Annotated in this window: 25 protein-coding genes (1 of these 25 cut by a window edge); 13 read left to right on the top strand and 12 right to left on the bottom strand. The window is 54.4% G+C overall.

Features of this window, described 5'->3' with window-relative positions; translation table 11 throughout:
• Positions 1–97: 97 nt before the first annotated feature.
• Entirely contained in the window at positions 98–1246 is a 1149-nt protein-coding gene (locus tag RGW60_RS16835; RefSeq protein WP_322205631.1) for an iron-containing alcohol dehydrogenase, read from the top strand.
• An 83-nt stretch (positions 1247–1329) separates the two neighbouring features.
• Positions 1330–2760, top strand: coding sequence for a hypothetical protein (locus RGW60_RS16830; protein ID WP_322205630.1), 1431 nt, complete (start codon positions 1330–1332; stop codon positions 2758–2760).
• An 847-nt stretch (positions 2761–3607) separates the two neighbouring features.
• Here RGW60_RS16830 and RGW60_RS16825 read toward each other — a convergent pair.
• Together RGW60_RS16825 and RGW60_RS16820 are read right to left on the bottom strand one after the other, a co-directional pair.
• Positions 3608–4117 (bottom strand): hypothetical protein, encoded by a 510-nt coding sequence (locus tag RGW60_RS16825; RefSeq protein WP_322205629.1) that lies wholly within the window; start codon positions 4115–4117, stop codon positions 3608–3610.
• The gene (locus RGW60_RS16820) at positions 4107–6479 is read right to left on the bottom strand and encodes an N-acetylmuramidase family protein (RefSeq protein WP_322205627.1); all 2373 of its coding nucleotides are present in this window, start codon (positions 6477–6479) and stop codon (positions 4107–4109) included. The genes RGW60_RS16825 and RGW60_RS16820 overlap by 11 nt, the downstream gene beginning before the upstream one ends.
• 524 nt (positions 6480–7003) lie before the next feature.
• Here RGW60_RS16820 and rpe point away from each other — a divergent pair.
• The 3 genes from rpe (at position 7004) to trpE (ending at position 10037) form a co-directional block, all read left to right on the top strand.
• The gene (gene rpe / locus RGW60_RS16815; protein WP_322166366.1) at positions 7004–7678 is read left to right on the top strand and encodes a ribulose-phosphate 3-epimerase; all 675 of its coding nucleotides are present in this window, start codon (positions 7004–7006) and stop codon (positions 7676–7678) included.
• The gene (locus RGW60_RS16810; protein ID WP_322205626.1) at positions 7675–8493 is read left to right on the top strand and encodes a phosphoglycolate phosphatase; all 819 of its coding nucleotides are present in this window, start codon (positions 7675–7677) and stop codon (positions 8491–8493) included. The genes rpe and RGW60_RS16810 overlap by 4 nt, the downstream gene beginning before the upstream one ends.
• A 68-nt stretch (positions 8494–8561) precedes the next feature.
• A complete protein-coding gene (gene trpE, locus RGW60_RS16805) occupies positions 8562–10037 on the top strand; it encodes an anthranilate synthase component I (protein ID WP_322205625.1) in 1476 nt (491 codons plus the stop codon).
• 124 nt (positions 10038–10161) lie between these two features.
• On the opposite strand, the gene estP is transcribed toward trpE, so the two are convergent.
• Positions 10162–12102 (bottom strand): esterase EstP, encoded by a 1941-nt coding sequence (gene estP / locus RGW60_RS16800; protein WP_322205624.1) that lies wholly within the window; start codon positions 12100–12102, stop codon positions 10162–10164.
• Between the two features lie 406 nt (positions 12103–12508).
• Here estP and RGW60_RS16795 point away from each other — a divergent pair, with 406 nt between their 5' ends.
• Genes RGW60_RS16795 through RGW60_RS16780 form a run of 4 tightly spaced genes read left to right on the top strand, consistent with a single transcriptional unit; the run spans position 12509 to position 15765 of the window.
• On the top strand, positions 12509–13108 hold the full coding sequence (locus RGW60_RS16795; RefSeq protein WP_322205623.1) for an aminodeoxychorismate/anthranilate synthase component II: 600 nt from the start codon (positions 12509–12511) through the stop codon (positions 13106–13108).
• Between the two features lie 32 nt (positions 13109–13140).
• Positions 13141–14190, top strand: a complete 1050-nt coding sequence (trpD, locus tag RGW60_RS16790; protein WP_322205622.1) for an anthranilate phosphoribosyltransferase — start codon at positions 13141–13143, stop codon at positions 14188–14190.
• Positions 14187–15011: an indole-3-glycerol phosphate synthase TrpC gene (trpC, locus tag RGW60_RS16785; protein WP_322205621.1), complete on the top strand. Its 825-nt coding sequence runs from the start codon at positions 14187–14189 to the stop codon at positions 15009–15011. The genes trpD and trpC overlap by 4 nt, the downstream gene beginning before the upstream one ends.
• 58 nt (positions 15012–15069) lie before the next feature.
• Positions 15070–15765, top strand: coding sequence for a lipoate--protein ligase family protein (locus tag RGW60_RS16780; RefSeq protein WP_322205620.1), 696 nt, complete (start codon positions 15070–15072; stop codon positions 15763–15765).
• Between the two features lie 12 nt (positions 15766–15777).
• Here RGW60_RS16780 and crp read toward each other — a convergent pair whose 3' ends face one another.
• A complete protein-coding gene (gene crp / locus RGW60_RS16775) occupies positions 15778–16419 on the bottom strand; it encodes a cAMP-activated global transcriptional regulator CRP (protein ID WP_322205619.1) in 642 nt (213 codons plus the stop codon).
• A gap of 207 nt (positions 16420–16626) precedes the next feature.
• Between crp and RGW60_RS16770 the strand changes: the two genes are divergently transcribed.
• Positions 16627–17049 carry an OsmC family protein gene (locus tag RGW60_RS16770; protein ID WP_322205618.1) on the top strand — a complete coding sequence of 141 codons (423 nt, stop codon included), beginning with the start codon at positions 16627–16629 and terminating at the stop codon, positions 17047–17049.
• Between the two features lie 239 nt (positions 17050–17288).
• Positions 17289–18086 carry an adenosylmethionine decarboxylase gene (gene speD / locus RGW60_RS16765; protein ID WP_322205617.1) on the top strand — a complete coding sequence of 266 codons (798 nt, stop codon included), beginning with the start codon at positions 17289–17291 and terminating at the stop codon, positions 18084–18086.
• A 65-nt stretch (positions 18087–18151) separates the two neighbouring features.
• Here the strand turns inward: speD and coq7 are convergent, their stop codons facing one another.
• The 6 genes from coq7 to hemJ form a co-directional block, all read right to left on the bottom strand.
• Positions 18152–18799, bottom strand: coding sequence for a 2-polyprenyl-3-methyl-6-methoxy-1,4-benzoquinone monooxygenase (coq7, locus tag RGW60_RS16760; RefSeq protein ID WP_322205616.1), 648 nt, complete (start codon positions 18797–18799; stop codon positions 18152–18154).
• A 123-nt stretch (positions 18800–18922) separates the two neighbouring features.
• On the bottom strand, positions 18923–19261 hold the full coding sequence (locus tag RGW60_RS16755; protein WP_322205615.1) for a histidine triad nucleotide-binding protein: 339 nt from the start codon (positions 19259–19261) through the stop codon (positions 18923–18925).
• Between the two features lie 65 nt (positions 19262–19326).
• Positions 19327–20115 (bottom strand): SDR family oxidoreductase, encoded by a 789-nt coding sequence (locus RGW60_RS16750; RefSeq protein ID WP_322205614.1) that lies wholly within the window; start codon positions 20113–20115, stop codon positions 19327–19329.
• A 51-nt stretch (positions 20116–20166) separates the two neighbouring features.
• Positions 20167–21072 (bottom strand): DUF805 domain-containing protein, encoded by a 906-nt coding sequence (locus tag RGW60_RS16745; protein ID WP_322205613.1) that lies wholly within the window; start codon positions 21070–21072, stop codon positions 20167–20169.
• A gap of 69 nt (positions 21073–21141) precedes the next feature.
• Entirely contained in the window at positions 21142–22110 is a 969-nt protein-coding gene (locus tag RGW60_RS16740) for a nitronate monooxygenase family protein (protein WP_322205612.1), read from the bottom strand.
• A gap of 27 nt (positions 22111–22137) precedes the next feature.
• Entirely contained in the window at positions 22138–22566 is a 429-nt protein-coding gene (gene hemJ, locus RGW60_RS16735; RefSeq protein ID WP_322205611.1) for a protoporphyrinogen oxidase HemJ, read from the bottom strand.
• A 135-nt stretch (positions 22567–22701) separates the two neighbouring features.
• Here hemJ and argC point away from each other — a divergent pair, with 135 nt between their 5' ends.
• Together argC and erpA are read left to right on the top strand one after the other, a co-directional pair.
• Positions 22702–23736 carry an N-acetyl-gamma-glutamyl-phosphate reductase gene (argC, locus tag RGW60_RS16730; RefSeq protein WP_322205610.1) on the top strand — a complete coding sequence of 345 codons (1035 nt, stop codon included), beginning with the start codon at positions 22702–22704 and terminating at the stop codon, positions 23734–23736.
• Between the two features lie 160 nt (positions 23737–23896).
• On the top strand, positions 23897–24247 hold the full coding sequence (gene erpA / locus RGW60_RS16725) for an iron-sulfur cluster insertion protein ErpA (protein ID WP_322166349.1): 351 nt from the start codon (positions 23897–23899) through the stop codon (positions 24245–24247).
• A 71-nt stretch (positions 24248–24318) separates the two neighbouring features.
• Here erpA and RGW60_RS16720 read toward each other — a convergent pair whose 3' ends face one another.
• Both RGW60_RS16720 and RGW60_RS16715 read right to left on the bottom strand, forming a co-directional pair.
• Positions 24319–25422 (bottom strand): anhydro-N-acetylmuramic acid kinase, encoded by a 1104-nt coding sequence (locus RGW60_RS16720; protein WP_322205609.1) that lies wholly within the window; start codon positions 25420–25422, stop codon positions 24319–24321.
• 3 nt (positions 25423–25425) lie between these two features.
• Positions 25426–26712: the 3' portion of a peptidoglycan DD-metalloendopeptidase family protein gene (locus tag RGW60_RS16715; RefSeq protein WP_322206953.1), read on the bottom strand. Its footprint extends 123 nt past the window's final position; the window shows 1287 of its 1410 coding nt (coding positions 124–1410); the start codon falls outside the window, past its right edge; the stop codon is at positions 25426–25428.

The following is a 26712-nucleotide window of genomic DNA, read 5'->3' as shown; positions in this document are numbered from 1 at the left end:
GCTTACCCTTGCCCCGTGGGGCTTTGCGAGTTTTGGCACAGCTTTCGCAATTCATCCGGCACGCCCTCGCGCAAAACAACTAATAAAGGACGAGCCGATGAGTATCTCTGCGTTCAAAATCGCCAACAAACTGATCACCGGTCCCGCTGCTATTGAGCAACTGGCCGCTGAGCTGACCCGCTTGAATATCAACAACCCGCTGATCGTTACTGATGCTGTGCTGGTTCAATCCGGCACTGTCGATTTGGCATTGGCGCACCTGGGCGACCGCCGCTACGGCATTTTCGATCAGGTCAAACCCGAGCCGGAAATCTCCATCGTTGAAGACTGCACTCGCGCTTACCGCGAAGGCGGCCATGACGGCCTGATCGGCCTCGGCGGCGGCAGCGCTATTGATATTGCCAAAGGCGTCGCCGCCTTTGCCAATTACGACGGGCCATTAACCGAATTGTTCGGCGTCGATCAGGTCAAGCGCAAAGGGCCGCCGCTGATTGCGATTCCCACCACGGCGGGCACTGGTTCGGAGGTGACCAACGTGGCGATTTTCTCGGACAAACAAGCGCAGCTGAAAAAAGGCATCGTCAGCGATTACTTGCTGCCGGACGTCGCGTTGGTCAGCCCGATCATGACCCTGAGCTGCCCGCGTAGCGTGACCGCGGCCAGCGGTGTTGATGCGTTGGTCCACGCTATCGAATCGTATTTATCGGTCAACAGCTCGGCGATTACCGACGCGCTGGCCATTGGTGCGATCAAGCTGATCGCCAAGGCGCTGCCCAAGGCTTACGCCAACCCGACCAACCTGGCCGCCCGCGAAGACATGGCCACCGCCAGTTTAATGGCCGGCATGGCGTTCGGTAATGCCGGTGTCGGCGCGGTGCATGCGCTGGCGTATCCGCTGGGCGGGCGTTTCAACATTGCCCACGGCGTCAGCAATGCCTTGTTGCTGCCGTACGTCATGGCTTGGAACAAGATGGCCTGCGTCGAACGCTTCCGCGATATCGCCGAAGCCATGGGCGTGCGGACGGCGCACCTCAGCGACAAAGACGCCGCCGATCAAGCTGTTCAGGCCATGACCGACCTGTGCATCGCCGTGGACATTCCGTCGGGGATGCGCGCCTTCAACGTACCGGAAGATGCAATTCCAGCCATGGCCGAAGAAGCCAGCAAGATCGACCGGCTGATGCGCAATAACCCTCGCAAACTCACCGCCGCCGACATCGAAAAAATTTACCGCGCCGCTTACTGAGTGATCGCGTAATGACGCCCGAGCGACCGGCTTCGGGCGTCTGCCGTACACGGCAACCAAAACCAATAAGACAGGTGCCGTTAATGTCCAACCTTCCCGAACCGGGTCGCGAAAGCCCGTACATCCCGCTGGGCCCGTTCAAAGTGCGTTTGCCGTTCATTCACTACAACTTCGAGATGCCGGATTACCTCCAGGGCTTGTTGATGTGCGCCGTGGACTTGGCGGCCATTCCGTTGATGACCGAACTGCTGGGCATGCCTTTTGAAGTGGCGTTGGCCGTGGTCATGCTCAATGGGCTGCTGTACCTCACTCACCATCTATTGGGTGACCCGACCGTGCCCGGCTGGATCACGCCAGCGGTGCCGTTATTGATGGCGTACTGCGCGCACTTCCCGATGGGGCCTGAGCGTGTGCACGCCTTGATTGCGTTTCAGATGATGCTCGGGGTGTTTTCCATCGCCCTAGGGGCAACAGGGATGGCGAAGAAGGTGGTGGCTTACGTGCCCTCGGCGATCAAATCCGGGATTATCATGGGCGCCGGTTTGAGCGCGGTCAGCGCGGTGTTTCAGGTCGGCGGCAAGTTCGACGTACTGCCGTGGACTATCTCGATCACCATCGGTATCGCGTTCTACCTGATTTTCTCCCAGCACTTCCAAGCCCTGAAACTGCGCAACAAACTCTGGTGGAATTTCGCCAAGCTCGGCATTTTGCCGATCATCTTGCTGGCGGTGGTCATCGCGCCGCTGTTCCATGAAGCGCCATGGCCGACCATTCAGTGGGGCTTCAGCAAACCTGACTTTATGGGGCTGTGGAATAACTACACGATCTTTGGCTTGGGTATGCCGCCGCTGTCGATGTTCATTACCGCGTTCCCGACCATGTTGGCGGTGTACATCATCGTTTTCGGCGACGTGCTCAGCGCCAAGGTGCTGCTCGACGAAGCGCAGCAGATTCGAACCGATGAAAACGTGGACTACAACCCTGACCGTGCGCACCTGATATTCGGAGCGCGTAACGCGTTGATGAGCGTGTTTGGTCCAGACGTGGCGATGTGCGGGCCGAAATGGGCGGCCATGTTGGTGGTTGTGATCGAGCGTTTCAAAGGTGGACCGAAGGCGATGAAATCGATTTACGGCGGCGTCGGCTCGTTTCGTTGGGGGACCAATACCGGCCTGTTGTTGCTGCCGGTGGTGACACTGGTGCAACCCATTTTGGGCGTGGCGCTGGCGCTGACCTTGTTGATTCAAGGTTATGTCAGCGTGCGTTTGGGCATCCTCGAAGCCCGCAGCCAGCGTGACCTCGGGATAGCCGGGGTAATCGGCGCGGTGTTGGCAGTCAAAGGCGCCAGTTGGGCCTTCGCCATCGGCGTAGTGCTGTGCCTGCTGATTTACGGTAAAAACTTCTTCAAGGGCGAGAACGACAAGACCTTTACCAAGGATGTCGGCGCGGTTGATGCCAAGCCGGTGGTGGTGAAGCCGGTTGTGCGTGCGGTGCCTGAGACGGTGGGTGATTGAACTGACCCTTCGGCAACACGTTGGCTCCTACAGATAAGCACGATCCCCTGTAGGAGCCAACGTGTTGGGGGTGCGTCCGTATAACCGGTTAACAAGGTCGGTGATAGATGCTACGGCAGCATGGGAGAAATTGCATTCAAGTAATATCGTCGCTCGTCACTCATTCTTGAGGTGCAGTTGTATGCCTAGCTATCTGTCTCTATCTCACCCCCCCCAAGCGCACAATTTTGTCTTTTAGAGGTATCCATGCCAGTTGAGATTTTTTATCATTGATAAATAATCTTGATTTCGGATGATTTTTATATTGTGATTTAACTCTGACTGTAAGCTCTTGATAGCTTTCTTTGAGCCTGCTATTGGCCTCGTCTTTTTCGCCACTGCGCAGGTCAAAACTGCCAAACTATTGATTACATTCTTGCAGGCCTCGCTTTCAAAGTCTGAACCGAATGCGGGATACGCCACTGCAAAAAAAAAGCGCCAGCGATCAAATATGATTTGATACGCATTATAAGTTGGCTCCTCGATTTTTCCGAAGGTAATTAGCCCGTTGTCGCCCGGGCTTATATTGCTTTAGTATAGGGGTGTTTTCGATATAAGTTATCAAATCTTCGATACTATTGTGAAACCTTGGTACACGAAGTCGACTAAGATATCTTTGATGGCAGGCAGGAGCTTATCCCATTCACAGCGTGCCTCCTCGCCAGCTGTCCATCTGTTGTAATTGTTGATAGCGCGATTACGTAATCTGGATATGTAATATCAAATAAATGTTGCTGTTGGGCGTGGGTAGTCTCCGATCCACCTGCTCGATGGTTACCATTCGGCGATTTAGCCTTCGGTAGCAGGGTTAGTTATTGCAGCCTAGAGCATCGTCTTCATCGCACTTCAATCTCGAAAGATTTCGCAATTTATTTGCATATATTTTACTGCATAAAATTTGAACCTCAGAGGAATGCTTTTGATCGTCAAACACTTCGATTCCGGAAATATTGCCCTGAGGTTGATTCTGGTCCGAATTGCTAAAAATACTATATTTGACTGATCCATTACGGAAGCTAACCTTTAAGTATTCAACTCCAGATCTAAAATAATAATTAAATTTGAAATCTCCTGTCGTAACCTTTCCAACAGGATAAATCAACTCCACATCATTCGCTTTACCAAATACATATTGAAGACCTTGAAGCCCAGCTAATTGATCGTATACACCACACAACGCTAAATTCTTTCCATTGCTGATCTCACACTGGAATACAGAAACACTTTGCCCGGTACATATCTTTTGTTCCAATCCGTTTGTGCCTGAGCAGAATATTAGCCCCGCAGTCAACATGCTCAAATGATATTTACTTTGCATTTTTAATTAACTCGTAGTTTTCCGATATCCTGCCATCATAACCGACCTGATTGGCGCCATTATATTTTCTAGCAAACTTCAACCAGTCCTTTTCAATAATGGCAGCCGAAAGTACAGGGTCAGATAAGATAAAGTTAACAAAAGCTTCCAAGTGCTTCCTCTCGGACAATCCCATATCATTTACGAATGCCTCGACGGTACAGTATCCGGCGCGCAAATGGTTATCTCCCATAATCTGAAACCTCCCCCAAGATGCCGATTTAAGGGCAGCGTTCGGATCCAAGGAGTAAGCGCTTAGCAACTTTTCGTATTGAGCGGAAAAACGGCCGTATCCTCCCCCTGTTTTTTGGGAGATTTCAGGATGCGTCTCACCAAATCGGCCTCCGGTGAGCCTATGGAAATAGTGCCTTTCGAACAGTATTGTTGGAACTTTATCGTCACGCCCATTAATAAAATAGCTACCTGAGCTGCCTGTTTCTGTAATGGCTACAGCTTTTATTGCTTCAACTTCACAGCGAAGTCTTGTTGCAGCATTAATATAATCTTCCTCATCTATTACTGAGTTGTCATAAAAATCAAGAAACGAAATTTCTATATTTCGATTATTTATTGAAATTACCGGATGCAATTTTCTATTTTGCAGGCACCCAACAAACTCCACCGGATGAAAATAAGAAACCCGCCCATCCTCCGGCAGCCCAACCTTCTCCGCCACTTCATCCCAAAACACCAAATTATTAATCCGCTCACTCTCATGCCTTAGCCACTCAGGGTCGTGACTCAGACGGTCCCGAAACGCTTGCCAGTTGGCAGCGTCGGCGGTGGTTTGCCATTCGGTGTGGTGGTGGGTGATGAGTTTTGACCAGCGATTTCTGAACGCGGGGTTTCTCAGTGTTACCCGCAGTTCTTCAGCGCTGACGTTTCCGTCGTGATTGACGTCGGCCAAAGCGTGCAGGTGTTTATAGAAATTACACACCTTCCCCGAAATCAACGGGCTGCAGCTATTGGCACCTTGCTCAACGATCTTGAAGCCAAGCGCCTTGAAGTCGTGTTGACTGACGATCTGGGCCTTGGTTGTGCCGTCCTGTACTCCTTGTTTACTGATCAATGCTTCAAAATTACGGATCGGCGCTTTGGGGGTAGGGACCTTTTCCTGGACGTTAATCTTGTAGGCCAGGGCGCCGTCTTTGTCTTTTACGACCGGCAACTTGTTCAGGTCAAACACATGGTCTTGAAACAGAAATCTCCGGAGCTCGCTTTCGGTGTCTTGGGCCACGATGTCCGGTTGCAGTTTGGGTACGTGGAGGTATTGCTTGCCGTGTTTGAGACCGGCTTCGTTGCTGAGAAAAGCGTCGAGGTTCGGGTCGCAGGTGAAGACTTCCAAATGCACTTGGTGTTTGGATGTCTTGCCGGTTTCGGCGGGTGTTTCGTACAACCCAAGGTAGCCCACCGGGGCGCCAGCTTTGATCGGGATCGGTTTTTCGGGAACGATAACGCTGTCCAGACCCACCGGCTCAGTGCGCGGAAACTCCAGTTCAATGTCATCCACGTAGGCCCAAAACGCTTGAATGAGAGGCTCGCCTCTGATGGTGGTCGGGGCAATGGTGCAGCGCGCCATGGGCCGTCGGGTGCCATCCGGTGCGTTGACCAACACGGTGTGTGCGTTATCAAAACGAAAGGTATAGCCCGAGGGTAATTGTTCCCGCACGCCGTAGCTGGCGCCCGGTTCGTTATTCTCAGGCGCGCGATGCATGTCCAACCCGTGGAACTGCCGCACGCGGGCTTCAACCATGCCTTGCCAATACGCAGGTCGGGCTCGCGCAGGTGGCAGCACCTTGGCCAACAGCAACCGACAGTTATCTGGGCTGATGGGTTGCCCGTGTTGGTGGCTGGCGAACCAGAGTTCTGCACCGGGATTGAACGGGCCTTCCGGTGGTGCCCAGACAAGGCGGCCTTTGGCAAAGCGATAGCCTTCGGCGCCTTCTCGCTCTTCAAGAATGTCGAACACGCTGCCGGCGAGGATTACACCGATCTTTTTACTGCCGGGTTCACCCAAGGGCACATTGCGGGCTGCGCGGTCGCCGAAACCGACTTGCACGCGGTTGGCGTAGGTCGGGTCATCATTCGGGTAGCGTTCGAAGGGCAGCAGGTGCATGTACAAGCTGTAAAAGGTCAGGCTGTTTTGCTTGCCGTGGTCGGGCCCTTCTTCGGGATTGGGCGGTGACTGATAGGTATGCCGGACCAGGCAAAACGAGGTGGAGTATTTCAGTTGCAGGCAACTTGCGTCCTGTTCGAACTGGGAATCGAGGTAGTCGGCATTCAAGCGGTAAGCGACCACTTCACCGTCGGCGATGCAGCGCACCGGCTCGTTGTGGACGCAGTGCGGGGCGCTTTCATTGCTGATATGAATACCGCCGTGCCAGAAGCCGCTTTTGCTCAATAAGTAGAAACCTGACGTTTCTTTTTCCAGCAGTTGGTGCAGTTGCTCGGCGTCAGCAAAGGGTTTGCCGTCTGCCTTGCGAATCGGGAATTGGAAGAGTTCACTGACGCTGGTTTTTGGAATATTGGACATGGGCCGGTCTTCATGGGGGAGAGGCCCGACGAGTGTCCAGTAGCAAAAAATAGATATATATAGTCCGCAACCGACCAGTCGCGTAGGGCAATTCCCGCTTACCCGTGGGTAATTGCTTAAAGGATACGGCTACAGCGAAAAGGCCAAGAAAGCGGTTTCTATCCTCCGTACCATTCGCTTGCTCCTGTGGAGCGACTCCCAACAGATAAGCGCGTGTCGATAGTGCATTCATCGGCTCTTGCACTGCTTCAGGTGCCGGCGATCACTCATGAGGTACAATGCGCGCCACCGTGATTATGCTCAAAAGGTGCGTCATGCAGCCCTTCGTTATTGCTCCTTCGATTCTCTCCGCCGACTTCGCCCGCCTGGGCCAGGAAGTGGACACTGTTTTAGCCGCTGGCGCCGACACCGTGCACTTTGATGTGATGGACAATCACTACGTGCCGAACCTGACCATCGGGCCGATGGTATGCACCGCGTTGCGCAAGTACGGCATCACCGCGCCTATCGATGTGCATCTGATGGTTAGCCCGGTTGATCGCATTATTGGCGACTTCATTGAAGCCGGCGCCACCTACATCACCTTTCACCCCGAAGCCACGCTGCACATCGACCGCTCATTGCAGTTGATCCGTGAAGGCGGCTGCAAGGCGGGCTTGGTGTTCAATCCGGCCACGCCGCTTAACCTGCTTGAGTACGTGATGGACAAGGTCGACATGATCTTGCTCATGAGCGTCAACCCAGGGTTTGGCGGGCAGAAGTTCATTCCCGGCACCCTAAACAAACTGCGCGAAGCGCGGGCGTTGATTGAGGCGTCGGGGTATGACATTCGCCTGGAAATCGACGGTGGTGTGAACGTGAATAACATTCGGGAAATCGCCGTTGCCGGTGCTGACACTTTCGTAGCCGGTTCAGCGATTTTCAATGCCCCGGATTACAAGGAAGTCATTCAGAAAATGCGTGCAGAATTGGCGTTGGCTCGCCCATGAGTGGCTTCGAGCAGCTGTTTCCCGGCTGTTTGCCTAAGTTGGTGATGTTCGACCTGGATGGGACGCTGGTCGATTCAGTACCAGACTTGGCCGCCGCCGTTGATAGCATGCTGCTCACGTTGGGGCATTCCCCGGTCGGTATCGAATCGGTGCGCATCTGGATCGGTAACGGCGCGCGGGTATTGGTACGCCGGGCGCTGGCCAATGATTTTGACCATTCGGCCGTCAGTGAAGCCGACACCGAGGCGGCGTTGGCGATTTTCATGGAGGTCTACGCTGGCAGCCATTCGCTGACACAGGTTTACCCCGGTGTACGCGAGACGTTGAAGTGGATGCAGAAGCAGGGCATTGAAATGGCCCTGATCACCAACAAACCGGAGCGCTTCGTCGCGCCCCTGTTGGACGAGCTGAAACTGGGAAGATTTTTCCGCTGGATCATTGGCGGCGACACCATGCCGCAGCAGAAACCTGATCCCGCGGCGTTGTTTTTCGTGATGAAGATGGCCGGTGTTCCGGCTTCCCAATCGCTGTTCATTGGCGACTCGCGCAACGATGTGCTGGCGGCGAAAGCGGCTGGCGTTACTTGTGTGGCGCTAAGTTATGGTTACAACCACGGCCGGCCTATTGAAGAAGAATTGCCAGCGTTGGTCATTGACGACCTGCGCAAGCTGCTCCCCGGTTGCTTAGATCCGGCGGCTGAGCTAACGTTGGCCGACCTCAATTGCCCCCTTAAAAGAGACTCCATCGTGGTGGTTATCTGCAGACTCTGGATGAAAGTCATCAAGGCCCTGGCCCGTTGGCGTTGGCGCGCCTGACTTGATTTTGGCCGGTTTCCCGGCGCGTTTGCACACCTGACCGTTTACCTCAAGCCACGAGGCTGATCATGATCCGCGAAGAATTCCTGCGTTTGGCCGCTGCCGGTTACAACCGTATCCCGCTTGCCTACGAAACCCTTGCCGACTTCGACACTCCGCTGTCGATTTACCTGAAACTGGCCGACCAGCCGAACTCCTATTTACTGGAATCGGTGCAGGGCGGCGAGAAGTGGGGGCGTTATTCCATCATTGGCTTGCCATGCCGTACGGTCATGCGGGTTCACGAAGAACAGATCAGCGTGACCCTGGACGGTGTTGAAATCGAACATTTGGAAAGCGAAGACCCGCTGGCCTTTGTTGAGGTATTCAAGGCCCGCTACAACGTACCGACTATCCCCGGACTGCCGCGTTTCAACGGCGGGTTAGTGGGTTATTTCGGCTACGACTGCGTGCGCTATGTTGAGAAACGCCTGGGCAAATGCCCGAACCCGGACCCACTGGGGGTTCCGGATATCTTGCTGATGGTATCTGACGCCGTGGTGGTGTTCGACAACCTGGCGGGCAAGATGCACGCGATCGTGTTGGTCGATCCGGCTGAGGCCAACGCTTACGAAAACGGTCAGGCGCGCCTTGAAGAGCTGATGGAAAAACTTCGTCAGCCGATCACACCACGTCGCGGGCTAGACCTTACACGTCCGCAAGCGCCAGACCCGATCTTCCGCTCCAGTTTCACTCAAGCGGATTATGAGCGGGCGGTGGATACCATCAAGGAATACATCCTTGCCGGTGACGTGATGCAGGTGGTTCCGTCGCAACGTATGTCCATTGACTTCAAAGCCGCTCCCATCGATTTGTATCGCGCACTGCGTTGCTTCAACCCGACGCCTTATATGTACTTCTTCAATTTCGGTGACTTCCATGTTGTGGGCAGTTCGCCGGAAGTGCTGGTGCGGGTTGAAGACAATCTGATAACGGTTCGTCCGATTGCTGGCACGCGCCCACGCGGCGCCAACGAAGAAGAAGACGTGGCGCTTGAACTGGACCTGCTGTCAGACCACAAGGAGATCGCCGAGCACCTGATGCTGATCGACCTGGGGCGTAACGATACTGGTCGTGTGTCGGAAGTCGGCTCGGTGAAGCTGACCGAGAAGATGGTCATTGAGCGTTATTCCAATGTCATGCATATCGTCTCCAACGTGACTGGGCAACTGAAAAGCGGCCTGACGGCGATGGATGCGCTGCGCGCAATTCTGCCTGCGGGAACGCTGTCCGGTGCTTCGAAAATTCGTGCGATGGAAATCATCGACGAACTGGAACCGGTAAAACGTGGCGTATACGGTGGTGCCGTAGGTTATCTGGCATGGAACGGCAATATGGACACCGCCATCGCGATCCGCACGGCGGTGATCAAAAACGGCGAACTGCACGTTCAGGCCGGTGGCGGTATCGTTGCCGACTCAGTGCCAAGGCTTGAGTGGGAAGAAACGCTCAACAAGCGCCGCGCCATGTTCCGCGCCGTGGCGTTGGCTGAGCAGGAGCCGTAATACTTCCTTTGCAATTTCCCTGTGGGACCGAATTTATTCGGGAAGGCAACAACGCGGCGGGTCACACGCACCACGCCGCTTGTTTCCCGAATAAATTCGGTCGCAAAGGCTGAAATCCTCGCTGTTAAAAATCCACACTCACCGCCAACCCAACACCTTGCTGGGTCACGTCGTCGGCCTTGCGCCAGTTGTAGTTCGCGCTCAATGACACCTCCTGGGTCAGCTTCTGACTGACGCCGATACTGGCGCGGTTGAGGCTGCTTTGTGGTTTGTAACCGTCCAGCGTGAAGTCGATAGTCGGCAGGCTGTTGAGGGCAATCGTGACGTTTTGCTGGTGGTTGGCGTACTCATGTTCGTGTGCTGCCTCAGCAAACAGTTGTGTCGACGACGTGACCTGGATTTTGCCTTGAAGCCCTGCACCGAGGCGCCGAGAGTTACGTCGCTGGTCGTCGAAGGTGAGCGCCGTAGAACGCGCCCCATCTTCCGAATAGCCGTTCACTACGATGTGGGCGTAATCGGCGCTGATGAACGGCGACAGGTGCCATCCGCTATTGGCCTGGGCGATGTCGTACCCCAATCGGGCGCTAAATGCCCACAGCTTGCCATCGGTATCACCTTTCTCTTCGCCTTCGGCTATCCCCAGCGCGAATTTACGGTTGGCATCTTGATAGTCGAGTTTTCCGCCGGTCAGCGCCGCGTCCGCCCACAGGTGGTTGGCATGGTATTGCAGGAATGCAGTCGCCAAATAGCTGTTGAGAGAATAGTCGGAGTCTCGGGGGCCTGCTTCCAAGCGTTGCCGATAGAAACCTGCAGCAACCCCCGCACGCCAATCGTCGGCAAACCGGTAACTGCCCCCGATGGTCAAGTTGTAGCCATGGCCGTCTGCCTTGGCGGAACTCCTGTCGTCATCGAATTTGATGCGCTCACCGCCGGTAGCGATGATTGCGCGCCAGCGGCCGACGCTTTGCCAATTACCTTCATCGGCTAACCACTGATTGCGCAATGCATCTTGGTGCGCGTTCAAAGTCCCGAGGGCCATTTCCGGCAGTAGGGTTGTTTCCCAAGGTGCCGAAAGCAATGAATAGGCGTAATCGGCGATTAATTGTTGCCCGGCAATTGTCGGGTGCACGCTGTCGTTGAACAGCAGCTTGGTGGGGTCGGGCGTTGCGCTGTTAAGGCCGTGTGCGAGATTTTCCTTACAGGCATTACCGTTAAAGCACGTGCCGACCAGATTTTGGCTGGCGTCCAAGCCGAAGCGCGCGGGGTTGGCCAAGGTTTCCTGAATTAACAGTGGAATATTCAGCGGGATGATCTCGGCGTGAATCTGCGACAGGCGACTGACGAGTTCTGCATTGAACGCGCCACTCAACTGGGAGCTGGGCGTTTGGGCAGGCGTGCCAAACGCCGCTGGCGTCAAGCCGAGGTCAGGTAACAGCCAGACCATGATGTAGCGTGCGCCCGCTTGCTGAAGGGCTTGGGCACTATTCGCCAGTTGGTCTGCCGAACCTGCTGCTGATGGGGCATCGACGACCAGTCCTTGGAAAAAATCATTGCCGCCGCCTGACAAGAAATAAAGCGCGTTGGGATCAGCCCGGAAGTTGTTTGCAACCAAGTAACTGTCCTTGCTGCGCAGTACTGTGCCTCCACCGGGTTCACCATCTGGGATGGCAACTACCGATTTAGAAGTGACTGAGCCATAAATCTGATCTGTTCGATAACCCCCTACGGCATAGTTATTACCATCTTTTAAGCCGAGAAGTGCGTTGACCGGGGACGTCGAGGGCAAGAGGTCGCCGGGCGCGATGCCGAGTTTCAATCCGAGCAATGTGGTTGAAACCGGTCCATAGGCCTCGCCACTGCCGTCTTTAAAGGTCGGGCCGGTGCGGTTCGTGAAACGCAAGCCGGAAACGTTTGGGCCCGCAAGGTCAGGATATTGACCGGAATCACTCAGGCTATCGCCAAACACCAGCAGAGTTGAGTAAGGAGAAGGGGCCGCGAAGGCGTAAGAGCAGGCCAGTGAAAGAACACATGTTGCAAACGGCAGGGACAGCGCCTGTTTAATCATTGTTATGATCCCTTTTGTCGTTATTTTAGTTTTACCTCTACGAAAAGTAGCAAAGCTTTGACGGCTCTGCGCCGTCTGCGCGTGCTAAATGCCCGGCGGAGCGTCACTACGGCGATATTGCACCGCATGCTTGGGTAAGCTAATGTGCCGGGACGTATGAAAATGAGACCTCCCCCAGTGTTGATCGTCAGTAAATTCTTGATGCGCGTTATCAAGGCTCACGCCCGTTGGCGTTGGCGCGCCTGACTGTTTCCTCCCGGCCTCGCCGGACTTGTACCCATAGCCCTTCGATTGTCTTGCCAAAGCACCTGCGCTGGATGGATTTCAGTGAGCAGCGTGCATGCGCCAAGCTAACGGACAGAGTCCAGGGGTTGCTTTAAAGTCAGTACTTCAAGAGGTTAATCACATGCTGCTGATGATCGATAACTACGATTCGTTTACCTACAACGTCGTGCAATACCTGGGTGAGTTGGGTGCAGAGGTCAAAGTGATCCGCAACGACGAACTGACGATTGCCGAAATCGAAGCCTTGAACCCCGAACGCATCGTCGTTTCTCCTGGCCCCTGTACCCCGACCGAAGCAGGCGTTTCGCTGGAAGTGATCAAACACTTTGCCGGCAAGTTGCCGTTGCTTGGTGTTTGCCTCGGGCATCAAGCCATTGGTCAGGCATTTGGCGGTGACGTGGTGCGTGCGCGGCAGGTGATGCATGGCAAGACCAGTCCGGTGATCCATGAAGACCTCGGTGTATTCGACGGCCTGAATCATCCGTTGACGGTCACCCGTTATCACTCGTTGGTGGTCAAGCGCGAAACATTGCCGGAGTGCCTTGAGTTGACAGCGTGGACCGAACTCGAAGACGGCTCGGTCGATGAAATAATGGGCTTGCGCCACAAGACGCTGAATGTCGAAGGGGTTCAGTTTCACCCTGAGTCGATTCTTACCGAGCAGGGCCATGAGCTGTTCGCCAACTTCCTCAAACAAACCGGCGGCACTCGCCAGGTTTAAGAGGGTTCAAGGTTATGAGTAAGGTTATGGTTATGGACATTAAAAGCGCGCTGGGTCGTATTGTTAACCAGCTGGATTTGAGCACGGAAGAAATGCGCGACGTCATGCGCGAAATCATGACCGGTCAATGTACTGAAGCGCAGATTGGCGCATTCTTGATGGCCATGCGCATGAAAAGCGAAAGCATCGACGAGATTGTTGGCGCGGTCACCGTAATGCGTGAGTTGGCCGACAAGGTTGAGCTCAAAACCCTCGACGGCGTCGTCGACGTGGTCGGCACCGGTGGCGACGGTGCCAATATTTTTAACGTTTCGACGGCGTCGGCGTTTGTCGTTGCGGCGGCCGGTTGTACGGTTGCCAAGCACGGTAACCGGGCGGTTTCCGGTAAAAGTGGCAGCGCCGATCTGCTCGAAGCTGCCGGGATTTATCTGAACTTGACCCCCGTGCAAGTCGCTCGCTGCATTGATAGCGTCGGCATTGGTTTCATGTTCGCTCAGTCCCACCACCGTGCTATGAAGTTTGCTGCTGGCCCCCGACGCGACCTCGGTCTGCGCACCCTGTTTAATATGCTCGGCCCGCTTACGAATCCGGCTGGCGTCCGCCACCAGGTGGTCGGGGTGTTCAGTCAGGCATTGTGCCGTCCACTGGCTGAGGTGTTGTCGCGGATGGGCAGCAAGCACGTGTTGGTCGTACACTCTCAGGACGGTTTGGACGAGTTCAGCCTGGCAGCACCGACCTTTGTCGCCGAGCTGAAAAACGGTGACATCACCGAATATTGGGTACAACCGGAAGATTTGGGCATTAAAAGCCAAAGCCTGTTTGGCCTGACAGTAGAAAGCCCGGCTGCTTCGCTGGAGTTGATTCGCGATGCGTTAGGTCGGCGCAAAACGGAGAACGGTCAAAAAGCTGCTGAAATGATTGTCCTTAATGCAGGCGCAGCGCTCTATGCGGCGGATCATGCTTACACGCTGAAACAAGGCGTGGAGCTGGCGCATGATGCTCTGCACACTGGCCTTGCCCGGGAGAAAATGGAAGAGTTGGGTGCCTTTACTGCGGTATTCAGACAGGAGAACGAAGGATGAGTGTGCCGACGGTTCTGGAAAAGATTCTTGCCCGTAAGATCGAGGAAATCGCCGCCCGTAGCGCGGTAATTAGCCTCGCTGAGTTGGAGCGTCTGGCAGCGCTGGCCGATGCGACGCGGGGTTTCGCCGATGCGCTGATCAAGCAGGCGAAGAAGAAGCAACCTGCGGTAATTGCGGAAATCAAGAAGGCGTCGCCGAGCAAAGGCGTGATCCGCGAGAAGTTTTTTCCTGCGGAAATTGCCAAGAGCTATCAGGCCGGTGGCGCGACGTGCCTCTCCGTCCTGACCGACGTCGATTTTTTTCAGGGCGCCGATGCGTACCTGCAACAAGCCCGCGCCGCGTGCTCCCTGCCGGTGATTCGCAAAGACTTCATGATTGATCCGTACCAAATCATTGAAGCCCGTGCCCTTGGCGCTGACTGTGTGTTGCTAATCGTGGCCGCTTTGGAAGACGCGAAGTTAGCCGAATTGGCTGCCGTCGCGAAAGGCGTAGGTCTTGATGTGTTGGTTGAGGTGCATGACCTTGACGAGTTGGAGCGGGCGCTAAAGACCTTGGACACACCACTGATAGGCGTCAACAACCGTAACCTGCATACGTTTGAAGTGAATCTTGAAAACACGTTGGACCTCCTGCCGCGTATACCACGTGATCGTTTAGTCATCACAGAAAGCGGCATCCTCAATCGCGCGGACGTCGAGCTGATGGAAATCAGCGAGGTCTATGCGTTCCTGGTGGGCGAAACGTTCATGCGTGCAGAACATCCGGGTGCTGAATTGCAGCGACTGTTCTTTCCTGAGCGTGGGCCGTTGATTAGTAATTGATCTGAGAATTCTCGCCACCATGTTGGCGAAACAATGTAATGGACACCAGAGAGCTTAGATGCAAAACCCTGTCATCAAAACCACTGTCGCCGCAGGTCTTCAGGCTGAGCAGGATCTGCTCGCCTCGGTGTGTGCGGGTAATGCCGAATTCGGATTGCTGTTTTGGCGCCCGATAGATCGTGCTTTGGTGATGCCGCGTCGTATGAGCCGTCTCGCTCGTTTCGATGTGGCGACCGAATTTTTGGCAAATCTCGGCTGGCCGATTCTTCTGCGTGAAAGCGGTGGCGAGCCTGTGCCTCAATCTCACGCCACCGTGAACATCGCATTGGTGTACGCCCAGCCGCGCGGCGACAATGATCGGGACCGAATCGAGAACGCGTACAGACGCTTGTGTGAGCCGATCTGCGACGAGCTAATCGCGCTCGGTGGCGCGGCGTCAGTTGGAGAGGTGGAGGGCGCTTTCTGTGATGGGCGTTTCAACGTGAATCTCGACGGCCGCAAAATGGTAGGCACGGCCCAGCGTTGGCGGCAAAGTCAGGGCGGTCAACGCCCTGTTGTGCTGGCGCATGGTGCGTTGCTGCTGGACGACGAGCGTGAGGACATGATCGCTGCGGTCAATGCATTCAACCAGATTTGTGAGCAACCTCAGCGCGTAAGGGCCCAAAGCCATGTCGCTTTGCACGAAGCCTATCCGGGAGCCGATGTTTTGGGAAATCTAGCCGAGCGTTATCAATACATCCTAAGTGAGTTCTAACCCTGTAGGCGTTTAACGGGTACCGAACACCACCATTGTCTTGCCTTTAACGTGTACCAGATTTTGCTCTTGCAATGCCTTGAGTACGCGGCCAACCATTTCTCTCGAACAACCCACAATGCGGCCTATTTCCTGGCGGGTAATCTTAATTTGCATGCCGTCGGGATGTGTCATGGCATCTGGTTGCTTGCATAAATCCAGCAGGCTTCGCGCTACGCGTCCAGTCACGTCGAGAAAGGCCAAGTCACCGACTTTTCGAGTGGTATTGCGCAGCCGTTCGGCCATTTGGCCGCCGATAGCGTACAAGATGTCAGGATCGTCCTGCATAACTTCACGGAATCTGTTGTAGCTGATTTCAGCCACTTCACACTCGGTCTTGGTGCGCACACCGGCACTGCGCTCAATCGCTTGCCCTGCTTGGTCAAACAAACCTAACTCGCCAAAAAAATCTCCGGTATTGAGGTAGGCCACGATCATTTCCCGTCCGTCATCTTCTATCACCACCGTCACGGAGCCCTTGACGATGAAGAACAGCGACTCAGAGCGGTCACCTGCACGCATAACATTAGTTTTGGCGGCGTAGCGACGGCGTTGACAATGGGCCAGGAGCTTGTCGAGATTTTTGATCTTGGGTGTAAGGCTTATAGCGACCATGCATGTATCCCGAAAAAAGTAACGCGCCACGAATCATCCTGTTGGGTATCGGCCGCGTCAGTGATTCGCCGCAGCTTATCAGGACAGATCGCCGAAAATTAGGAAATTTCCCACGTCTTTATTTCAAATACGCATTTAGCTTTGGAGCCAGCGAATGTTGGCCCTGTGCTAAGCTGGCGACCCTTTTTTAATAGTGGAGTCTTGGTGATGAAGGCACGCATCCAGTGGGCTGGCGAAGCCATGTTTCTTGGTGAATCCGGTAGCGGCCATGTGGTGGTGATGGATGGTGCGCCTGAGAGCGGTGGCCGTAACCTCGGCGCGCGGCCCATGGAAATGGTGTTGATTGGCCTAGGTGGCTGCAGCAACTTTGACGTGGTCAGCATCCTGAAGAAATCACGTCAGGCTATCGAAAGCTGCGAGGCTTTTCTTGAAGCTGAGCGCGCTACCGAAGACCCAAAGGTGTTCACCAAGATTCATTTGCATTTCGTGGTCAAGGGTCGCGACTTGAAAGAAACCCAAGTTAAGCGGGCCATTGAGTTGTCAGCTGAGAAGTATTGCTCGGCGTCGATCATGCTGGGTAATGCAGGCGTCGAGATTACTCACGACTATGAAATCATCGAATTGGGCTGAATGGACACCCAAATTTCATAAAAGCGGCGCAGACTCTGGCAGCCGGCGTGTTACGTCTGCATAATGCGCCCCTTTTTCAGGGTACGGTCCGTTGCATCACGACTATAGAAACGCCCGAACAGACAACCAAAATCGCCACCGCGAAGAGGTGTTCACCGTCCTACGCAGATGAGCCGTTCTTATCTGACGGGCATGCTTGATTACGCGGCTTGACCGCACAAATAAAGAGAGTTTTATCGGTGAAAAGCAAACTCAAGCTCCACGGGTTCAATAACCTGACCAAGACCTTGAGCTTCAACATCTATGACATCTGCTATGCGGAAACTCCGCAAGACCAGCAAGCCTACGTCGAGTACATCAATCGTGAGTACGACGCGGAACGCCTGACGCAGATTCTGACTGATGTGGTCGATATTATTGGCGCCAACATCTTGAATATCGCGCGCCAGGATTACGACCCGCAAGGCGCTAGCGTGACCATTTTGATCTCCGAACAGCCGGTGACGCCCACCGACAGCCAGATCGAAGAGTCACCTGGGCCGCTGCCAAAAGAAACTATTTTGGCTCACCTCGACAAGAGCCACATCACGGTGCACACCTACCCGGAAATTCACCCGGTCGATGGCATCGCGACGTTTCGTGTTGATATAGACGTGTCGACTTGTGGGGTTATTTCACCGCTTAAAGCATTGAACTACCTTATTCACCAGTTCGACTCAGACATCGTCACTGTCGACTATCGTGTACGCGGTTTTACGCGCGACATTGAAGGCAAAAAACACTTTATTGACCACGAAATCAACTCGGTTCAGAACTATCTTTCTGAAGACACACGCTCTGCCTATCAACTGACAGACGTGAACGTTTACCAGGAAAATATGTTCCACACCAAGATGCTGCTAAAGAACTTCGAACTGGACAACTACTTGTTTGGGGATGCGACGAGCAACCTGTCGACTCAACAACGTGACCAGGTCACCGAAAGGGTGAAGCACGAAATGCTGGAGATTTTCTACGCTCGGAACATGCAGCCTTAAAGGGTCCCGTTCCGATGTAGATGTAAAAAAGGCGCCCATCGAGGCGCCTTTTTACGGTCAAACCGTTAGACCCGATAAGTGCTTTTGGTCATGACTTTTGCCAACAAGCTCATGCCGAATTTGACCGGCCTTGGAAAACGGAAACCGCCGGCCTCCAGTGCACCCTGAGCATGGTGTTCTTCGTCAGTACGCATCTGCTCTAGAATGGCTCGGGACTTCTCATCCCCAGCAGGTAATTGCGCCAAATGGTCATTTAGGTGCTTGCAGACTTGATCTTCTGTGGCAGCTACAAATCCAAGACTTATTTTGTCGCTGATCAGGCCGGCCACTGCCCCGATTCCAAAAGATAACCCGTAGAACACCGGGTTGAGCACGCTGGTGTGACTGCCCAGCTGATGAATGCGCTGTTCACACCACACAAGGTGATCGATTTCTTCCTCGGCGGCATGCTCCATAGCAGCGCGCACTTTCGGTAATTTGGCGGTTAATGCTTGGCCTTGGTAAAGAGCCTGCGCGCAGACTTCGCCGGTGTGGTTGATGCGCATCAGGCCTGCCACGTGCCGAGTGTCGGCGTCGTTCATCTTGACTTCAGGTTGGACAATCGCGGGAGAGGGACGATACGGTTGCGCGCTAAAGGGCAACAGCGTGCGCATTGCGGCATCGGCTTGTAATAGAAAACGGTCAACAGGTGAGTAGTGACGTTCGGTAGCCATGGGCACCTCCGGGTAAATCCACGCAGACCAGTCTACCCGAATCGATCAGGTGCGGCTTGAGCTGGATCAGCTCACCGGTTGTGCGAGTCCAGCACCGATGAGCCTAAGTCGTTGATAAATGAATCAGCCTGGTGGCCAGTGCATCTGACGTTGACCCAAGACGTGCATGTGAATGTGATAGACGGTCTGACCGCCCAGCTCATTGCAGTTCATCGTCACGCGGAAACCGTCTTCGCAGCCCAGTTCTTTAGCCAGACGTTGAGCGGTGTACAAGATATGGCCCAACAGGCCCTTGTCTTCTTCGGTTACGTCGTTAAGTGTACGAATCACTTTTTTCGGAATCACCAGAAAGTGCACCGGTGCTTGAGGGGCAATGTCATGAAAGGCCAGCACCTGGTCATCCTCGTAGATGATCTTTGCCGGTATCTCTCTGTTGATGATTTTGGTGAACAGAGTCTCCACAGCTATTTCTCCGCTTGAATAAGTAAACGAGTGTAATGACGCAGGGGTATCAGGCCCAGCGCTTATTAGCGAGGGCAGTGAGCCTTATTGAGCGCAGCGGCTATTTTTATCGTTAGCCAACGTGGCGTCAGGCGAGGGGCGAAGGCCGACAGCTTGTTGCGCCAACCAGGAATGATCACCGCGCGATTTTTCGCCAGTGCGCGGACGGTATATAACGCAACCTCTTCGGGGCTCATCATCCGGTTGCTGTTAGAAAGCGCACCCAATTCCATTTGAGCTGTTTGAAAAAACGCTGTACGCGTCGGCCCGGGGCAGAGCACTGATATTTTCACGCCGGTTTTCTTCAGCTCTTCACGCAGCCCTTCGGAAAAAGTCAGCACATAAGCTTTGCTTGCGTGATAGCTGGTCATCCATGGGCCCGGCCGAAAGGCTGCAACCGAGGCGACGTTCAGTATCTGTCCGCCACCCTGTACGGCCATGGCGTTGCCGACGGAATGGCACAGGCGAGTGAGGGCCAGAATGTTTATGTCAATCAAGTCCTGGTCTACACCCCACTCTTGAGCGAGGAACGGCCCGCACGTACCTATCCCCGCGCAATTAACCAATAAGTCGATTTGTCGCTCACCGTCTTCGAGTTCCAAAAGGAAGCCGGAAAGCCGCAGCGGTTCGCCAAGATCGCAGGCCCGGAACAAAACGTCCACACCAAAGCGTTGCGTCAGCTCGATGGCGATGCGCTCCAACTCTTCGCGTTCGCGGGCGACTAAAATCAGGCTGCGACCCCTGCGCGCCAGGGCCTCGGCCATCGCTAGGCCAATGCCGCTGGAGGCGCCAGTAATCAGAGCGTAACAGGTCATGCAGTTTCTCCAGGCAGCGCGCTCAGTCCGGAGCGGTCAAAGTCTAACGGGTTATTTGTTTTTATAGTCTACAGATGGCGGCGTGCTATCGGCGGGTTGTGAAGTGTCGCTGTCTTGGTCGTCGTCATAGGGCAGGGTATTTTCGTATTCAGTGGCGGTGGTTTGTACTTCGCTTTCGAATAGCCCAGGAACCCCGAAAAAAAAGCCGACCATGGTCACTGCGAGAATTAGTAGCCACGTGCAGGCCAGTATTTTTACTGCCTTGCTGTTCGGCGGTTGCGGCGCGCCGAACTGATTTGGTCCCGTATTCCCGGGAACGACTATCATCAGGATAGGAAACAGCGCGCCCACGAATGGCACCAAGTTTAATAACAGAAGCCAAGCAGACCAACCCGCATCGTGGAGCCGCTGGGCGCCGATTTGTACGCTGATGATGAAAAAGGCGACAACCGCGATGGTCGTGAACAGCCCTCCAGCGATCAGCGAGCTTGTCATCAGCGCTGCGCAAATCGCCGTAGCAACGCCAATCGCCGTCATGAGCACAAAGGTCCAGGCCAAGTACCGCAGTCGTCCGATCCGCCCTCGGACGGTAAAGACTTTCAATTCGGGGAAGCCTGCCAGTGTCGTAATAACCGGCGCTTGAGGCGTGGCATAGGGTGATAGTTGTGCTTGTGTTTGGTATGGCGTGGGTTGATGAATGTCGTACAGCTCAAGATTAATGGGGTTTTCAGCCTCAATGCGTGCTTCGACGCCCGCATCATTCAGCGCATCCAGGTAATACCGCGCCTGTTCTTGCGATAGCCCGTGCCTAAGCGTAATCGCTCGACCGCTGAACAGTTTCTCAACGACAGCCCCGTCACTTTTGAACAGCTCCGCCAGGATTAACGTGGCGGTCTCTCTCTCGACACCGCTGCGTAGTTGCCCGCTGAAGATGATCTTGAAGTGTGGCTCAGCCATTCTCGGCTTCCTTGTCTGGTAATACGTCAAGTCTTTACGGTCGACTGATGGCAGTGAAAGGGCAGATGATCAGTGAGGCCAATGCTTCGCCAGTTCGACTGACCGGGTTTGTGCTGAACGGTATTCGGAATCCAAACGCGCGATCAGTTCGTTGACATCGGGGAGGTCGTTGATTTCACCAACACCTTGGCCCGCAGACCACACGGTTTTCCAAGCTTTCGCTTCGTCACTCATGGGTTTGAGTTTAGCGCTTGAACCCACCTCGACTTTGCCTTGTAGCGCCGCCAGATCAAAACCGGCATTTTCCAGGCTCTGACGCATGAAGCTAGCGGGCACCCCCGACACTGCGGCGGTGTACACAATATCGGCGGCTTTTGAGGCCATCAACATTTCTTTGTAGGCGTCAGGTGCATGACTTTCGCGGGTGGCGATAAAGCGTGTGCCGAAGTAGGCAAGGTCGGCGCCGAGCAGTTGGGCGGCGAGTATCTGGTGGCCTTGATTCAGGCAGCCCGCCAGCAATAGGGTCTTATCGAAGAATTGGCGGATTTCGGCGATCAGCGAAAATGGGCTCAAGGTGCCCGCATGCCCTCCAGCGCCGGCCGCGACGGCGATCAAACCATCAACACCGGCTTCGGCTGCTTTTTCCGCATGACGTCGTGTCGTAACGTCGTGAAACACCAGTCCCCCATAACTGTGCACAGCGTCGACCAGTTCTCTAACGGCGCCAAGACTGGTAATAACGATGGGTACTCTGTGCTCAACACAAATTTCCAGGTCGGCCTGCAAGCGTGGGTTGCTGTTATGCACGATCAAGTTGACGGCGTAAGGCGCAGGATTAACAAGCCCTGCCAATCCCGCTTCGATTTCTTCCAGCCAAGCCTTGAAGCCGCTGCTTTCACGTTGGTTCAGCGCAGGGAAGCTCCCCACTACCCCATTGCGGCAGCACGCTAGGACCAGTTGTGGATTGGAAATCAGAAACATCGGTGCGACTACCACGGGCAGACGCAAACGATGTTCAAGCAGCGTTGGCAGCGACATAAGCAGTACCCCGTTTTTGAGCTGTGATTAGAAAGGTCGAACCACCACCAGTACTACGATTGCGAGCAGTATCAGTACCGGGATTTCATTGAACCAGCGGTAATACACGTGGCTGCGGCCATTCTCTCCACGGGCAAAGCGTTTTACTTGCGCGCCGCACATGTGGTGATAGCCGATCAACAGCACCACCAATAAGAGCTTGACGTGCATCCAGCCTTGGCTGAGGTAGCCGCTCGGATTGAGGCTTATTAACCAGATTCCGAACACCAGGGTGGCAACCATCGCTGGCCCCATGATGCCCCGATAAAGCTTGCGCTCCATAATGCAAAAGCGTTCGCGGCTAACAGCGTCTTCGCTCAAGGAGTGGTAGACAAACAATCTGGGCAAGTAAAACAAGCCGGCAAACCAGCAGACGATTGAGACAATGTGGAAAGCTTTAAGCCATAGATAGAGCATATTGGGTTTTCCAGGATTTACGGTGGCCAAATAGTAGTTGCATGAGCGCCCCTACGTCACCTTTGCGGTTGTCGCATGCGCTCAACGACCCTATCATCGACGGCTTTCCAGTAGGTTCGTTAAAGGGGCAGGGTTATGGTCAAGGTCGGAATCGTCGGCGGCACGGGTTATACCGGGGTCGAGCTGCTGCGTCTGTTGGCACAGCATCCGCAAGCCGAGGTAGTGGTTATCACTTCTCGCTCTGAGGCCGGTTTGCCTGTGGCTGATCTTTATCCGAACCTGCGAGGCCATTACGACGGCCTGACCTTTAGCGTTCCGGACGTTGAAACCTTGGGCGCCTGCGATGTTGTGTTTTTCTCGACACCCCACGGTGTAGCTCATGCACTGGCCGGCGAACTGCTTAAAGCAGGTACTAAAGTTATCGACCTTTCTGCGGACTTCCGTTTGCATGACGCTGACGAGTGGGCCAAGTGGTACGGCCAACCCCATGGCGCGCCTGAATTGCTTGAAGAGGCGGTGTATGGTCTTCCAGAGGTGAATCGCGAGCAGATAAAAACGGCGCGCTTGATCGCGGTGCCTGGCTGTTACCCAACGGCGACCCAGTTAGGCTTCTTACCGCTGCTTGAGGCGGGTCTGGCGGATAACTCCCGGTTGATCGCCGACTGTAAATCCGGCGTAAGCGGTGCGGGCCGTGGTCTGAGTGTCGGGTCGCTGTACGCGGAGGCCAGTGAAAGCTTCAAGGCCTACGCGGTTAAAGGTCATCGTCATTTGCCCGAAATCACCCAAGGTTTGCGCAGAGCCGCAGGCGGTGATGTGGGTTTGACCTTCGTGCCTCATCTGACGCCTATGATTCGTGGCATTCATTCGACGCTTTACGCAACGGTGGTAGATAGGTCGGTGGATTTGCAGGCGCTGTATGAAAAGCGTTATGCCAATGAACCCTTTGTTGACGTAATGCCTGCGGGTAGCCATCCCGAAACTCGCAGTGTGCGTGGCGCTAATGTTTGTCGTATTGCCGTGCATCGTCCGCAGGGCGGCGATGTCGTGGTGGTGTTATCGGTGATCGACAACCTGGTGAAGGGCGCTTCAGGCCAGGCGGTGCAAAACATGAACATCATGTTTGGTCTCGATGAGCGGTTCGGCCTGTCCCATGCGGGGATGTTGCCGTAAGAGCAGTGGCGAGCTACGAGCTGCAAGTGATCGGCTTTGTCTTGCGGCTTGTCACCTACAGCTCGTTGCTGCCCCTACAATAGTTGACCGATTTACTAGGACAAGCGGATAATGCGCGTCATTACGCATTATTGCGGCATAGCGCCGGGAGATAATTAGCATGAGCGTCGAAACCTTCACGCCAACGGCCTTGGAATTCACCCCCGGTGCAGCGCACAAGGTGAAGACTCTGGTCGATGAAGAGGGCAATGATCGCCTGAAACTGCGTGTATTCGTAACCGGTGGTGGCTGTTCAGGCTTCCAGTATGGCTTCACGTTCGATGAAGACATTGCTGATGACGACACCATTGTTGAGCGTGACGGTGTGAGCTTAGTGGTTGATCCAATGAGCTTTCAATACCTGGCAGGCGCAGAAGTGGACTATCAGGAAGGCTTGGAAGGATCTCGCTTTGTGATCAAAAATCCGAATGCTTCCACGACTTGTGGTTGCGGCTCGTCGTTTTCGGTCTGATTTATCGATTGTGATGCAGGGTTTGTAAGTAAAGATGCGCCGCACTGACGTGCGGCGTTTTGCTGTGTGCGTCAGGCTGGGTAAATGGCGCCGAGTACACGTAAACCCCGGGCACCCGTGACTGTCGGACGGTTAGCGGGCACGCCTTCAAGACAGCAATGTGCCAGCCAGGCAAAAGCCATGGCCTCGACCCAGTCCGGGTCCACTCCATACAGGGCGGTACTGTTTACCGTTGTGTTTGGCAGCAGTGCAGCGAGTCTGGCCATTAGCGTTGCGTTATGCGCGCCACCCCCGCAGATTAATAACTCATCAGTCACAGCCTGAGCCATCTGTAGCGATTGAGTAATCGTCAGCGCGGTCAGCTCGGTAAGGGTTGCCTGGATGTTTTCCGGTGGGAAGCTTGGTAGTTGAAACAAGTGGTGTTGCAACCAACTGAGATTGAAGACTTCACGGCCTGTACTTTTTGGGCCTTGCGTCAAAAAGAAAGGGTCGCTGAGCAGGGATTGCAGCAGTGCGGGTTCAATTTGTCCACTGGCAGCCCACGCTCCGTCCTGATCATAGTTCAGGCCGCGCTGGGTTTGTATCCAGGCGTCGATCAAAACATTTCCGGGACCGCAGTCAAAGCCAGACACTGGTCTATCGGGTTCGATCAAGCTTAAGTTGCTGAAGCCGCCAATGTTGAGCACGGCTCTATGGTCTTGTAGCGCGCCTAAAGGTTTATCAAACAACGCTTCGTGAAACGCCGGGACTAACGGTGCACCTTGACCACCTGCAGCGACGTCGCGGCGGCGAAAGTCACTGACGACAGTGATTTCGGTCAATTCGGCAAGGAGGGCAGGGTTTCCAATTTGAATAGTGAAACCACGAGCGGGCTCATGGCGAATGGTCTGGCCATGGCTGCCGATAGCGCGAATTTCACCGGGAGAGCGTTGCTCTTGTTCAAGTAGCGTCAGAATGCCTTGAGCGGCCAAGCGTACCCATTTCTGCTCGGCGATCGCTGCTCGGGCAAGTTCATCCGAGCTGCTGGCGCATAAACTCAGAAGCTCGGCACGCAAATCTTCCGGCATGGGGATGTAGTGAGTCGCCAATAAAGTTGGGCGGTCGGTCTGCTCAATAAGAGCGATATCCAACCCGTCAAGGCTGGTTCCAGACATCACACCTATATATAGAGCCATCTTTTATCTCTTGCTGGAGGCCAGCATGGTGGCCTTTTCCTGGTCCATGCGCGCCATCAATGGCTGACTTTGCTGCAGGAAGCGTTGTTTTTCCGATTTGGCAATCGGATCGGCCATCGGCAGTTTCTGACCCAGCGGGTCGACGTGGACCCCGTTGACCTGAAACTCATAATGCAAATGCGGTCCAGTCGATAAACCAGTGGTACCAATATAGCCAATTATTTGGCCTTGCTTGACAGTAGCGCCAGCCTGTATGCCCTTGGCAAATCCTTGCATGTGACCGTAAAGCGTTCGGTAAGTCTCGCCATGCTGCAGAATGACCGTATTGCCGTAACCACCTTTGCGTCCAGCCAACAACACTTTACCGTCACCAGTCGCCTTGATCGGCGTACCGCGAGGGGCGGCGTAATCGACGCCTTGATGTGCACGGATTTTATTTAATATAGGGTGCTTGCGGCTCATTGAGAATAACGAGCTAATGCGGGCGAAATCCACAGGAGTGCGAATGAATGCCTTTCGCATGCTGTTGCCTTCAGCCGTGTAGTAATTGGTGTTGCCTTGCTTATTGGTATAACGAACCGCGGAATAGTTTTTCCCACGGTTGGTGAATCTTGCGGACACGATATTGCCATTGCCGACTATCTTGCCCTTCACAACTTTCTGCTCATAGATCACATCGAACTCATCACCTTGGCGAATATCCTGAGCGAAATCGATGTCGTAGCCAAAAATATTGGCCATGTCCATGGTCATGCTGTGGGATAGGCCGGCGCGTTGAGCTGAGAGTGACAGAGAACTGTTGATAATGCCGTGTGCATAGGCTGTACGTATGGTTGGCTTAGTAACCTCGCGGCTAAATGTATAGCCGTTGTCGGTCTTGGACAGGCTGATGGTTTCGAGGTCGCCGACCTTGCTGTGCAGTTGTTTAAGCTGCCCGTCAGGAGTCAGTTCGAACTGCAGAATCTGTCCCCTTTTGAGTTGGCTGAATTGTTTGGCTTGTTTATCGCTGGCCAGAACGTCGTGAACCTCGCCAGCGGGAAGTCCGACCCGTTCGAATAGCGTTGATAAGGTGTCGCCCCTAGAGACCACGACCTCTTTATGGCTGGGGTTGGGGCGCGTTGTTTCAGGTTTCGCGATGGCGTTTTCCTGAAGGTTGTCGGTATCGTTTTCTATTTGGGCGAAGGGGGAGGTATTTGCTTTCGATGTGGCTTGAAGAGGATCTTGAGCGTCTTGTTGTTCTGTGAGCTGATCAGCTGTCGTTTGGATATCGTGATTACGTGTGGTTCTTTT

Source organism: Pseudomonas sp. AB6, assembly GCF_034314105.1.
Taxonomy (GTDB): domain Bacteria; phylum Pseudomonadota; class Gammaproteobacteria; order Pseudomonadales; family Pseudomonadaceae; genus Aquipseudomonas.
This window is presented reverse-complemented; position numbering and strand designations above follow the sequence as displayed.